At 69.4% G+C, this 12,658-nt stretch carries 10 protein-coding genes; 6 read left to right on the forward strand and 4 right to left on the reverse strand.

Translation table 11 applies throughout. The features are described from left to right. The first annotated feature begins 70 nt into the window (after nt 1–70). The 5 genes from STRTUCAR8_RS37045 (at nt 71) to STRTUCAR8_RS37065 (ending at nt 4,726) form a co-directional block, all read left to right on the forward strand. A complete protein-coding gene (locus tag STRTUCAR8_RS37045; RefSeq protein ID WP_006381443.1) occupies nt 71–1,387 on the forward strand; it encodes an ABC transporter substrate-binding protein in 1,317 nt (438 codons plus the stop codon). Beyond that, the gene (locus tag STRTUCAR8_RS37050) at nt 1,384–2,307 is read left to right on the forward strand and encodes a carbohydrate ABC transporter permease (RefSeq protein ID WP_006381550.1); all 924 of its coding nucleotides are present in this window, start codon (nt 1,384–1,386) and stop codon (nt 2,305–2,307) included. The genes STRTUCAR8_RS37045 and STRTUCAR8_RS37050 overlap by 4 nt, the downstream gene beginning before the upstream one ends. After that, nucleotides 2,304–3,209, forward strand: coding sequence for a carbohydrate ABC transporter permease (locus tag STRTUCAR8_RS37055; protein WP_044473531.1), 906 nt, complete (start codon nt 2,304–2,306; stop codon nt 3,207–3,209). The genes STRTUCAR8_RS37050 and STRTUCAR8_RS37055 overlap by 4 nt, the downstream gene beginning before the upstream one ends. Further along, a complete protein-coding gene (locus STRTUCAR8_RS37060) occupies nt 3,206–4,237 on the forward strand; it encodes a LacI family DNA-binding transcriptional regulator (RefSeq protein WP_006381460.1) in 1,032 nt (343 codons plus the stop codon). Before STRTUCAR8_RS37055 ends, STRTUCAR8_RS37060 begins: the two co-directional genes overlap by 4 nt. 81 nt (nt 4,238–4,318) lie before the next feature. After that, nucleotides 4,319–4,726, forward strand: a complete 408-nt coding sequence (locus tag STRTUCAR8_RS37065; protein WP_006381410.1) for a MarR family winged helix-turn-helix transcriptional regulator — start codon at nt 4,319–4,321, stop codon at nt 4,724–4,726. 526 nt (nt 4,727–5,252) lie between these two features. Here STRTUCAR8_RS37065 and STRTUCAR8_RS37070 read toward each other — a convergent pair. Then, nucleotides 5,253–5,663 carry an SseB family protein gene (locus tag STRTUCAR8_RS37070; RefSeq protein WP_006381483.1) on the reverse strand — a complete coding sequence of 137 codons (411 nt, stop codon included), beginning with the start codon at nt 5,661–5,663 and terminating at the stop codon, nt 5,253–5,255. A gap of 185 nt (nt 5,664–5,848) precedes the next feature. Beyond that, nucleotides 5,849–8,824, reverse strand: a complete 2,976-nt coding sequence (locus STRTUCAR8_RS37075; protein ID WP_044473532.1) for a carbohydrate binding domain-containing protein — start codon at nt 8,822–8,824, stop codon at nt 5,849–5,851. 207 nt (nt 8,825–9,031) lie between these two features. Between STRTUCAR8_RS37075 and STRTUCAR8_RS37080 the strand changes: the two genes are divergently transcribed. Beyond that, nucleotides 9,032–10,297 (forward strand): alpha-L-fucosidase, encoded by a 1,266-nt coding sequence (locus tag STRTUCAR8_RS37080; RefSeq protein WP_006381502.1) that lies wholly within the window; start codon nt 9,032–9,034, stop codon nt 10,295–10,297. Between the two features lie 100 nt (nt 10,298–10,397). On the opposite strand, the gene STRTUCAR8_RS37085 is transcribed toward STRTUCAR8_RS37080, so the two are convergent. Together STRTUCAR8_RS37085 and lnt are read right to left on the reverse strand one after the other, a co-directional pair. After that, the gene (locus STRTUCAR8_RS37085) at nt 10,398–10,892 is read right to left on the reverse strand and encodes an NUDIX hydrolase (RefSeq protein ID WP_006381435.1); all 495 of its coding nucleotides are present in this window, start codon (nt 10,890–10,892) and stop codon (nt 10,398–10,400) included. Between the two features lie 66 nt (nt 10,893–10,958). Beyond that, nucleotides 10,959–12,578, reverse strand: coding sequence for an apolipoprotein N-acyltransferase (gene lnt / locus STRTUCAR8_RS37090; RefSeq protein ID WP_006381518.1), 1,620 nt, complete (start codon nt 12,576–12,578; stop codon nt 10,959–10,961). Nucleotides 12,579–12,658: the final 80 nt, after the last annotated feature.

Genomic DNA, 12,658 nt, shown 5'->3' on the forward strand with positions numbered 1-12,658 from the left:
TGTGAACGCTCACAGAAGCATGACGGGTCTTCGCAGCAGGCGAGGACCCCAAGGTCAGGGGAGAAGTTCCATGCCGAACACGAAGCAGTGGCGCCTCGTGGCAACCGCGGTCGCCGTCACGCTCGGCGCCACCACACTCGCCGCCTGCGGGTCCGACGACGACAGCGACGCCCAGTCGGGCCCGGTGTCGCTGACGTACTGGACCTGGACGCCCGGCATGGACAAGGTCGTGGACCTGTGGAACAAGGGGCCGGGCAAGGAGCAGCAGATCACCGTCACGGTGAAGAAGCAGGCGTCCGGCGACACCCTGGTCACCAAGATCCTCACCGCGCACAAGGCCAAGAAGGCGCCGGACCTGGTGCAGGCCGAGTACCAGGCGCTGCCGACGCTGGTCAGCAACGACGCCCTCGCGGACATCTCCGGCGAGGTCGGCGACGCGAAGAAGGACTTCGCCGACGGTGTCTGGCAGCAGACGACGCTGGGCACGGACGCGGTGTACGCGGTGCCGCAGGACATCGGGCCGATGATGTTCTACTACCGCGAGGACCTCTTCAAGCAGTACGGCCTGAAGGTCCCGACCACGTGGGCCGAGTTCGCCCAGACCGCCAAGGACCTGAAGAAGAAGGCCCCGGACAAGGACCTCACCACCTTCTCCGCCAACGACTCCGGTCTCTTCGCGGGCCTCGCCCAGCAGGCCGGCGCCAAGTGGTGGACGACCTCCGGCGAGAAGTGGAAGGTCGGTATCGACGACGCGGCGACCCAGAAGGTCGCCAAGTTCTGGGGCGACCTCGTCAAGGCCGACGCCATCGACAACCAGCCGATGTACACCCCGGCCTGGAACAAGGCACTCGACACCGGCAAGCAGATCGCGTGGGTCAGCGCGGTGTGGGCGCCGGGCACCCTGACCACGGCCGCGCCGGACACCAAGGGCAAGTGGGCCATGGCCCCGCTCCCCCAGTGGTCCGTGAGCGAGGACGTGACGGGCAGCTGGGGCGGCTCCTCGACCGCGGTCACCACCGACTCGAACCACAAGTCGGCCGCCGCGAAGTTCGCCGCCTGGCTGAACACCGACCGTGACGCGCTGGCCGCGCTCGCCAAGGAGGGCGGGATCTACCCGGCCGCCTCGGGCGCCCAGCTCAGCGGCGCGTTCCTCAAGTCGCCCGACTTCTTCTCCAACCAGGCGGACTTCTACCCCAAGGCCGCCGAGATCGCGAAGACCACGGCCCCGTCCGCGTGGGGCCCGAACGTGAACGTGGCGTACACCTCGTTCAAGGACGCGTTCGCCTCGGCCGCGAAGAACAAGTCGGACTTCGGTGCCGCCCTGAAGACGATGCAGGACGACACGGTCGCCGACCTCAAGAAGCAGGGCTTCGGAGTCGCGGAGTGACCAGCGCACGCCGGAGGTCGTACGGGGTCAGGTCGGCCCCGTACGCCTTTCTCCTCCCCGCGGTGATCCTGTTCGCCCTCTTCTTCGCGCTGCCCATCGGTTACGCGCTCTGGCTGAGCCTGCACAAGGTGAAGGTGTCCGGCCTGGGCCTCGGCGCCGGGGCACGGAAAGAGGTCTGGGCGGGCATCGGGAACTACACCGACGCCCTCACCGACAGCGAGCTGCTGAGCGGCGCGCTGCGCGTGGTCGGTTACGGCGCGATCGTCGTCCCGGTGATGCTGGGGCTCGCCCTCGTCTTCGCGCTGATGCTCGACGCGGACAAGGTACGGTTCACCCCCTTCACCCGGCTCGCGATCTTCCTGCCGTACGCCGTTCCGGGCGTCGTCGCCGCGCTGCTCTGGGGGTTCCTGTACCTGCCGGACGTCAGCCCGTTCTACTTCGTCCTCGACAGGCTGGGGATGCCGCAGCCGGACCTGCTGGACGGCGGTCCGCTCTATCTCGCCCTCTCCAACATCGCGGTGTGGGGCGGCACCGGCTTCAACATGATCGTCATCTACACCTCGCTGCGGTCCATCCCGGCCGAGGTGTACGAGGCGGCGAAGCTGGACGGCGCGACCCCGCTGCAGATCGCCCTCAGGATCAAGATCCCGATGGTGGCGCCCTCGCTGGTGCTGACCTTCTTCTTCTCGATCATCGCGACACTCCAGGTGTTCAGCGAGCCGACCACCCTCAAGCCCCTCACCAACTCCGTGTCCACGACGTGGAGTCCGCTGATGAAGGTGTACCAGGACGCCTTCGGCAAGGGCGACATCTACTCGGCGGCGGCCGAGGCGACGATCATCGCGATCGTCACACTCGTCCTCTCGTTCGGCTTCCTGCGGGCCGCGAACTCCCGTAACAAGCAGGAGGCAGCACGATGAGTTCTCTTGCCGTGGGCAAGACGGAAGCGGCGACGGGCACCAGGCCCGGCACCGTGCGGCGCCCGCCGCTGCGCGGCCGGATCGCCCTGGTCCCGACGATCACCCTGCTCCTGGGCGCCCTGTACTGCCTGCTGCCGGTCGCGTGGGTGGTGATCGCGGCGACGAAGTCGGGCAGCGAGCTGTTCTCCACGTTCACGTTCCTGCCCGGCAGCGGCTTCACCGACAACGTGAAGGAGCTGAGCGCCTACCGCGACGGCGTCTACTGGAAGTGGATGGGCAACTCGGCCCTCTACGCCGGGCTCGGCGCCCTCCTCTCGACAGCCGTCTCCGCGGTCAGCGGCTACGCGCTGGCGGTATACCGCTTCCGCGGCCGGGAGACGGTGTTCAGCGTCCTGATGGCGGGCGTGCTGATGCCGCCGGTGATCCTCGCGATCCCCCAGTACCTGCTGCTGGCGAAGGCCGACATCACGGACTCCTACGCGTCCGTGCTGCTGCCGCTGGTCCTCTCCCCGTACGGCATCTACCTCGCGCGGATCTACGCGGCGGCGGCGGTACCGGCCGATGTGGTCGAGGCCGGGCGGATGGACGGGGCGGGCGAGTGGCGCATCTTCACCAGGGTCGCGCTCCCGATGATGATCCCGGGCCTGGTGACGGTGTTCCTGTTCCAGTTCGTGGCGGTGTGGAACAACTTCCTGCTCCCCTACATCATGCTCAGTGACGACGAGAAGTTCCCGATCACGCTGGGCCTGTTCACGCTTCTCGAACAGGGATCGGCCACCCCGGCCCTCTACACGCTGGTGGTGACGGGCGCGTTCCTGGCGGTCGTCCCGCTGATCGCGCTGTTCCTGGTCATCCAGCGGTTCTGGAGCCTCGACCTGCTTTCCGGAGCCGTAAAGTCATGACCATGAGCAATACCGGGGGCCGGCGCAAACCGCCGACGATCCACGACGTGGCCCGCGAGGCGGGAGTGTCCCGAGGCACCGTCTCGCGCGTGCTCAACGGCGGGCACTACGTCAGCCCGAGCGCCCAGGAGGCGGTGAACGCCGCGATCCGCAAGACGGGTTACGTGGTGAACCGCCACGCCCGCTCACTCATCACCGGCCGTTCCGACTCGATCGGCTTTCTGCTGACGGAGCCTCAGGAGCGGTTCTTCGAGGACCCCAACTTCAATGTCCTGCTGCGGGGTTGTACCCAGGCACTGGCGGCGCACGACATCCCGCTGCTGCTGATGCTGGCGGGCACGGAGGACGAGCGGCGCCGCCTCACGCGGTACATCACCGCGGGTCACGTCGACGGGGTGCTGCTGGTCTCCAGCCACTCCGGCGACCCGGTCGCGCAGGAGCTGTGCGAGGCGGGCGTACCGCTGGTCGCGTGCGGCAAGCCGATCGGCCTCGGCTCCAAGGTGAGCTACGTGGCGGCGGACGACCGCGACGGCGCCCGGGACATGGTGCGCCATCTCCTGTCGCTGGGCCGTCGCCGCATCGGGGTGGTCACGGGCCCGCTCGACACCCCGGGCGGTGTGGAGCGCCTCGCCGGCTATCGCGAGGTACTGGCCGAGGAGGGCATCGAGTACGACGAGCGCCTCGTCGTCTCCGGCGACTACAGCCGGGCCAGCGGCGAGGCGGGCGCTCGGCGGCTGCTGGACCGGTGCCCGGACCTGGACGCCGTGTTCGTCGCGTCCGACCTGATGGCACAGGGCGTGCTCACGGCACTGGACCGGGCGGGGCGCAGTGTCCCCGGGGACGTGTCGGTGGGCGGCTTCGACGACTCCTCGGCCGCCCTAGCCGCCCGCCCCCAGCTGACGACCATCCGGCAGCCCTACGACCGGATCAGCGCCGAGATGGTCCGGGTGCTGCTCGCGCAGATCGGCGGCGAGGATCCGGCGGCGGTGATCCTGCCCACCGAGCTGATCAAGCGGGGATCCGCCTGAGTTCCGCCTGGGTTCCGCCTGAGTCGGCGATCACCACCTCGGCCACGCCGTTTTTTATGCATACGCATTAACATGGGGTGCATGGCAGCGAACAACGCCGGGGCGGGTCTGGCGGACCAGTGGCGGGACATCCTGGCGGCGCACGCGCGCACGATGTGCGAGATCGACCGTGTGCTGCATCCGCACGGCCTGGGCGCGAGCGACTTCGAGGTCCTCGACGTCCTCGTCGCCGAGGCGGCCACCGCGAGGGAATCCGCCGGCCCGGGCGAGCAGTGCCGGGTGCAGGACATCGCCGGCCGGGTCCACCTCAGCCAGAGCGCGCTCTCCCGGCTCATCGGGCGGCTGGAGAAGGACGGGCTGGTGGAGCGCAGCATGTGCGTGGAGGACCGGCGCGGAGTGCGGGTCGCGCTGACGGCTCGGGGGCGCGAGCTGCACAGCGAGGTGCTGCCGCTGCAACGGGCTGCGCTGGCACGGACGTTGGGCGAGTAGGCGCTCCGCTGCGGGGCCGGTTCGTCGTGCGCGGGTCCACCGTGGCTGGTCGCGCAGTTCCCCGCGCCCCTGGAGGCTCCAAGGCCGGTTCGCCGTCCGCAGGTCCACCGTGGCCAGTCGGCGCAGTTCCCCGCGCCCCTGGAGGCTCCAAGGCCGGTTCGCCGTCCGCAGGTCCACCGTGGCCAGTCGGCGCAGTTCCCCGCGCCCCTGGAGGCTCCAAGGCCGGTTCGCCGTCCGCAGGTCCACCGTGGCCAGTCGGCGCAGTTCCCCGCGCCCCTGGAGGCTCCAAGGCCGGTTCGCCGTCCGCAGGTCCACCGTGGCCGGTCGCGCAGTTCCCCGCGCCCCTGGAGGCTCCAAGGCCGGTTCGCCGTCCGCAGGTCCACCGTGGCCGGTCGCGCAGCTCCCCGCGCCCCTGGAGGCTCCAAGGCCGGTTCGCCGTCCGCAGGTCCACCGTGGCCAGTCGGCGCAGCTCCCCGCGCCCCTGGCGGGGCCCCGGAATTCGGGGCGCCCGCCTCGTGGGATGCGTTCAGTACTCGAAGGGCCTGGCCAGCAGGGTTCGTACGCCCTCGGAGGTGACCGTCATCCCGTGCGGGGAGGCCGCGTCGATGGTGAGGGAGAGGTCGCCGGTGGGCCACTGGTCGGCGAGGGCGCCCAGCGGGATCAGACGGTAGCGGGAGACGGCCGGCAGCAGCTCGGCCAGTTCGGGCTCCGAGGTGAACACCGGCACCGCCTCCCGCCCGTCCGGTTCCTCCAGGACGGGCAGCGCGACGGTCGAGGGGTTGCGGGCGTCCACGTCACTGACGTCGTCCGGTACGGGCACCAGCACGTCACTCATGGCGAGGACGTCCAGCGCGGCCGGGTCCTGGGTGTTGTCGGCCAGGGCGTCGAGCGCCAGTCGGGCCGGTGTGGCGGTGTCCTGGTTGGCGGGTGTCTCCATGGTGGGTCCCCTGGTAGCGGCGGTCGTACGGGCCGCCCGGGACACAGCCGGCCCCGGGCACAGTGGAGGTCGCCTACCCGAGGGGTGCGCGGGCATGCGTGACCTGGAGAGAGGATGCCGGGGACGCGCCGCGTGCGGGTGCGGAGCCGGTCCCGGGGCCATGGAGTCCCCGGGACCGGTGTCCACTACTTCAGGTACGGCCCGGCGGTGCCGATCTTCCCGGGCCCGCCCAGGACGTACACCCGCAGGTTGCCCCTGCCCGGCGCCGCCACGCTCAGCGTGCCGTTCGAGACGGTCCGTACGTCACCGGTGACGGCGTCGGTGTACGTGCCGTTCGGGATGCCGGTGTAGGTGGCGTCGCCGGTGACCGTGACCAGCGCGAAGCTGTCCGTCGAGCCGCTGGTGTACCGGCGCTTGAAGGCCATCTGGCCACTGATGCCCTCCGTGGAGTACTGGCCCATCTGCAGAGCCGGTACCGCCCGGCGGATCTGGTTCAGCCGCTGCAGGTGCTTGACCAGCGGCTGCGCCAGGGTGTTCGCGACCTCGCCGCTCGCCGAGCCGACCGTGCCGAAGTCGCTCGCGGTGACCGATCCGGCGAGGTGGTCGCCGTAGTACGCGCGTCCGGTGTTCGCCAGTGGGCAGGTCGGTCCGCAGTCGATCTGCCTGCCCTTCTGGAACTCGATCTCGGAGCCGTAATAGAGAGTCGGGATACCTCGGAAGGTCCACATCAGCGACATGTTCTCGGCCCAGGCGTCGGTACCGCCGCTGTAGCGGGTGCTCGACTTGTTGGGTCCGTAGTCGTGACTGTCGACGTACACGACGTTGTACGTGGCGTCGTTGACGGAGTCGTCGGAGTCCTTGCCGTTGCCGTAGGCGTTGGGCGCGTCACCGAAGTTCATGTGCATGCGCATGTCGATGATGTTCATGCCGGAGAACCGGCTGCGGTCGGGCGTGTGGTAGCTGTTGCCGCTCAGGAAGGCGTTGGTGGACGTCGGCTGGTTCCCGGTACCCAGGTTGTTCTCGTAGGCGAACTGTTCGATGGCGGCCGTCTCGTCGTCGGCGCTGTACTCCTTGCGTTCCTTCCAGGTGTAGAACTGCGCCGAGTGGTTGACCGAGCCGCGGTTCCACTTGTCGTTGACGAAGGCCGCGACCTCACCGAAGACGAAGAAGTTCTTCGCCGCCTCCGTGCCGAACTTCTGTGTCACCCGGTCGTAGATGGCGGGCAGGAAGCGGCGGTTCCAGGTCACGCGCGGAATGTGGACGGCCGTGTCGATCCGGAAGCCGTCCACGCCCATGTCGATGTACTTGTCGTAGGCGCCGATCAGATAGTTCTGGACCGTGGTGTTCTCGGTGTCGAAGTCGGCCAGGTCCTCGTGCAGCCAGCAGGAACGGGAGTCCTCCCCCTCCCAGTTGCCGATCCAGCACTGGTGGTAGTAGGCCTTCGGGAACATGCCCGAAGTGGGGCTCGGCCACTGGCAGTTGTAGAGCGTGTAGCCCTCGGCGCTCTTACCGCCGGTCGGCTTGCCCCAGTTGAGACAGGTGTTGCCGGTCGGTTCGGCCGTCGACCACAGGTCGCCGTTGTAGTAGGACTTCCCGGACTTGGGCTCGACGGTCAGACCGTCGTAGTCGAAGCCCTCGGCCTTCTCGTCGTAGTACCAGCTCCACTGTGTGTCCCGGACGCCGTACACCGTGGGGGTGAACAGGCCCTTGGCACCCCAACGGGAACTGTGGTTGTAGACGACGTCCTGGTAGATCTTCATGCCCTTGGCGTGGGCCGCGTTGATGAGGTCCTGGTAGGAGGCGCCGGCCGACTCCAGGCGGGGGTCGACCTTGTAGAAGTCGTAGCCGTGATAGCCGTGGTAGTCGTAGTCGGAGCGGTTCAGGACGACCGGGGTGATCCAGACCGCCGAGAAGCCGAGCGCCTTCACGTAGTCGAGTTTTTCGACCAGTCCCTTGAAGTCGCCGCGGAACATGGGGTCGTTGTTCGCCGCGTTGCCGGACTTGGTGTGCTGGCTGCCGCCGCGGTCGTTGCCCGTGTCGCCGTCGTAGAAGCGGGCGGTGAGGACGAAGTAGATGGGGTCCTTGCGCGGGTCGGTGCCGAGCGGGGTGCCGGAGGACGGCGTGGGGGCCCTGTCGCCGGTCGTGGTGGTCGCGGAGGCGGAGGCGGGCGAGGTGTTGCCGGCCGCGTCGACGGCCTTCACGGTGTAGGTGTAGGCGGTCCGCTCCTCAAGTCCCGTGTCGGAGAACACCGTTGAGCCGATGTCCGTCACGAAGGTGCCCTTGGTGCCGCCGGTGCGCGTCACCTGGTACTTGGTGACGCCCTTGTTGTCGGTCGACGCGTCCCAGCTCACCACGACCGAGGTGTTGGTCGCGCTCGCGGTGACCTTGGCGGGCGCGGTGGGTGCCTCCGTGTCCGGTGCTTCGGCGGCGCACGGGTCGGCGGCGTTCGCGGTGACCGTCCGGTCCTTCACCGTCGAGGTGCCGGCCGGGATCGTGTAGTCGGCGCTGTTGTTGTTGTCCCAGACACCGTTGCCGTTGTTGAAGGCCGCCTTGAGCGAGGTCGCGGTGGCAAGGTCGAGGGTCTTTTTCCACCAGCCCGTGCAGGCCGCGGTCATGCCCACGCCGGGGGCCGTGGTCCAGGAGCCGCCGGTGGGCGCGTAGTGGATGTTGGCGGTGGTCCAGCCCGAGGTGGCCGTGGAGTAGTAGACGGTGGCCTGGTTCCCGGTTCCCGTGCCGGTGTCGGCGCACGGGTCGCTGTGGGCGATCACGCCGTCCTTGACGGTGAGGGTGCCGGTGCCGAGCGCGTAGTTGCCGCCGCCGTTGTTGTCCCAGGTGCCGCTGCCGTTGTTGAAGGTGGCCTGGAGACCGGCGGCCGAGCCCAGATCCACGGTCTTCTTGACCCAGTTCGTACAGGCCTGCTCCATCGCCGTGCCGGGGACGGTGGTCCAGGAGCCGCCGTCGGGGGCGTAGTGGAGATAGGTGGTGGGCCAGTTCTTGGTCTTCGTGTAGTAGAAGACGGTCGCGGTGTTCGAGCCTGCGGCAGCCGTCTCCGCCATGGGCGCGGAGCCCGTGTCCGGCGGGAGCGAGCCCATCAGCACGGTCGCCGTCACGAGCGCCAGCAGGGGGTGTGGGCGGGCCCGTCTCATGGCTGTACGCCTCATGCGTGACTCCTATACGGCCTGAAATGCGGGGTTCTGGACTGCAAGAGGAACCGGAAAGTTCCTGAAATCTCTTGCAGCGCGGAAGCTACAGGTGCATGACAGGTACGTAAAGAGGTCTCACGTCGATCGTCGCCGATGGTGAAAACAGACCAGTAGTGGTGACCGGCGCCCACGCGCGCGCCGGGAGCCCGTGCCTAGCGTGGGCGCATGCCGATGCAACCCTGGTTCTCCGATGCCAAGCTGGGCATCTTCATCCACTACGGCGTCTACGCCGTGGACGGCTGGGCCGAGTCGTGGTCCTTCTACACGGGTGAGGTCACGCACGAGGAGTACATGGAACAGCTCGACCGTTTCACCGCCTCGCGCTACGACCCGCAGGCCTGGGCCGAGTTGTTCGCCCGCGTCGGCGCCCAGTACGCGGTCCTCACCGCCAAGCACCACGACGGCGTCGCCCTGTGGGACACCGACCACCGCGGTCTGGACGTGGTCCGGGACACCCCGGCCGGCCGGGACCTGGTGACCGGCTTCGTCGACGCCCTGCGCGAGCGGAACCTCAAGGTCGGCCTCTACTACTCGCACTCCGACTGGAACCACCCCGACTACGCGAGCGAGCGCCACCCCGGCCCGCACATCGTCGAACCCAACCACTACTCCGAGGCCCGGCCCGGCGAGGAGGACCCGGAGGCCTGGGCGCGCTATCTCGCCTACCGCGACGGCCAGGTGGGCGAGCTGGTGGAGCGCTTCCGCCCCGATGTCCTCTGGTTCGACGGTGAGTGGGAGCGCACCGAGGAACAGTGGCGGATGCGGGAGCTGTCCGAGCAGATCCTCGCGGGCAACCCGGACACCATCCTCAACGCCCGCATGCTCAGCTACGGCGACTACGCCACCCCCGAGCAGGGCGTTCCGCTGATCGCCCCGGACGGCCCGTGGGAGCTGTGCCTGACGATCAACGACTCGTGGAGCTACCGGGCGAAGGACCGCGACTTCAAGTCGGTGCGCCAGCTGGTGCGTTACTTCACGGAGACGATCGGCATGGGCGGCAACCTGCTGCTCGGGGCCGGCCCCATGGAGGACGGCACGATTCCCGCCGAGCAGGTCGAGCGGCTGGAGGGGCTCGGCGCCTGGGTGCGGAAGCACGCCGACGCGGTGTACGGCACGGTCGCGGGGCTGCCCGCCGGGCACCACTACGGTCCGAGCACCCTCTCCGCCGACCGACGCACCCTGTATCTGGTCTGCTTCGACGCGCCCCGCGAGGCCGTGTCGATCCGGGGCCTGCGCAACGAGGTCCGGCGCGTCACGCTCGTCGGCACGGGTACCGAACTGGGCCACCATGTCACCGGCGGCCTGGACAAGGTGCCCGGCGTGACCTGGATCGACGCACCGGGGGCGGCCGACCTGGACGAGTACGCGACCGTCCTGGCCGTGGAACTCGACGGTGAGCTGGACCTCTACCGGGGCGCGGGCCGCGACTGACCGGCCCACGCCTCCAGACCGAGCTGCCGCTGGACCGTGGTACGGGACGGCCCGCCGGAATGTCCGGCGGGCCGTTGTTCACCGCAATGCACGGCCCGGGTCATTCGGAACCGGCGAAGCCGGCGGTGTCGAACCAGGTGGGCGCCTCGGTGTCGGACATCGCCTGCTTGATGCGGAACAGCGCGAACTCGTTCAGTTCCGGCAGCGCGTCCACCGTGAACCAGGCGACTTCCAGGGACTCGTCGTCATTGACCCGCGCCTCCCCGCCGACGGCCCGGCAGCGGAAAGTGATGTCCATGTACTGGCAGACATCCCCGTTCTCGTACGTCACCGGCTCCAGAGCCTGGACCAGCACGACCCGTTCGGGCACGCACCGGACCGCGGTCTCCTCGTAGACCTCACGCACCGCGCAGGCCGCCGGCTGCTCGCCCGGGTCCGGGATGCCGCCGATCACCGACCACTTGCGGGTGTCGGTGCGCCGGCCCAGAAGCACTCGTCCCTCGTCGTCGAAGACTAGGGCGGTGACACCGGGGAGCCAGAGCAACTGGTGACCGGCCGAGGCACGAAGAGCACTGATGAAGTCAGGAGTAGCCATGCCCCGACCCTAACCGGGCGTCCCGGTCACTCCTGTTGATCACGGGGGCGTGCGTCCGGCGTACGACTACACGCCACCGGCGCGCCGCCCGCGCACACCTGCGCCGATCGCCCAGCCGAGACCGCCGACGGCGACCAGGACGAGGAGCATCTCGGGCAGGATGCCGAGCTTGGTGGCCGGGGTCTCCGAGGAGCGCAGTGGCACCTTCTGGACGAGGGAGTCGGCCACGAACATGCCGGTCCTCTGGGTGATCTTCCCGTCCGGCATGATGATCGCGCTCACGCCGCTGGTCACCGGGACCGTGACGGTCCGGCTGTGCTCGACGGCGCGGATACGGGACATCGCGAGCTGCTGGTAGGTCATCTCGCTGCGGTCGAAGGTGGCGTTGTTGCTCGGCACGGAGATCATCTGGGCGCCGTGGGTGACGGTGTCGCGCACCGCCCAGTCGAAGGCGGCCTCGTAGCAGGTGGCCAGGCCGACCTTGGCGCCGTCCATGGTGAACACGCCCGGCTTGCTACCCCGGCTGAAGTCCTGGTGGACCATGGTGGTCCAGTTCTTGTTGATGTGCGCCAGCATCGAGCGCAGCGGGAGGTACTCGCCGAAGGGCTGGACCTGCCGCTTGTCGTAGGTCTCGGTCGGACCCTTCACCGGGTCCCACAGGATCTGCTCGTTGTAGAGCTTGCCGTCCCGTTCGACGACACCGCCGACCGAGATGGGTGCCCCGATCGTCCTGGCCGCGTTCTCGATGACCGCGGCGGCGTCGGGGTTGGCGAACGGGTCGACGTCGGAGGAGTTCTCCGGCCACAGCACGAAGTCGGGCCGCGCCACCTTCCCGGCCTTGACCTCGGCGGCCAGCCGCAGGGTCTCCCGCGCGTGGTAGTCGAGCACTGCACGCCGCTGGGCGTTGAAGTCGAGGCCCGCGCGGGGCACGTTGCCCTGGATGAGGGCGACGGTCGCGGTGCCGTCCTCGGCCTTGTCGCTCACCAGGGTCCGCGCGGCGAGGGCGCCCACCACGGGGACGGCCACACTCAGCGCGGCGACGACGGCAGCGGCACGCGGGACGGAAGCCACGGCACCGCTACGGCGCCGCTCGATCACCAGGCGCACTACCTCGTACAGCCCGAACCCGCACAGGACGACCCCGAAACCGAGCACCGGGGTGCCACCCAGCGCGGCGAGCGGCAGGAAGACACCGTCCGCCTGGCCGAAGGCGATCTTGCCCCAGGGGAAACCGCGGAACGGCACGCGCGCGCGTGCCGCCTCCCCCGCGATCCACACGGCCGCCGCCCACAGCGGCCACCCGGGCAGCTTCGACACGGCCGCGATACCCGCGCCGACCAGCGCGACGAAGACGGCCTCGACGACGACCAGCGCCAGCCAGGGCCCCGAGCCGACCTCCACACCGGTCCACACCAGCAGCGGAAGCAGGAAACCCAGGCCGAACAGATAGCCGAGGCCGAGCCCCGCCTTCCAGGACCGGCCGCGCAGCACCCAGGCGAAGAGCCCGAACGCGGGCAGCGCGAGCCACCACAGGGTGCGGGGCGGGAAGCTGACGTACAGCAGCACGCCGGCGAGCGCGGCGGTGGCGGCCGGCCAGAGGCGCAGCAGCCGGGCGCGGCGCGAAGCGGGCGCGAGCTGCGGTTCGAGCTGGTCGGGCTCGTCTATGGAGGGAGCGGTGGCGGTCACTCCGGGAGTGTACGGCGCCTGCCGGGGCCGCCGACAGCACGGTCCGGCCCGTAGCGGTGGGCCCGCTCCGGCCCGTCTGC

Source organism: Streptomyces turgidiscabies Car8 (assembly GCF_000331005.1).
Classification (GTDB): Bacteria; Actinomycetota; Actinomycetes; order Streptomycetales; family Streptomycetaceae; genus Streptomyces; species Streptomyces turgidiscabies.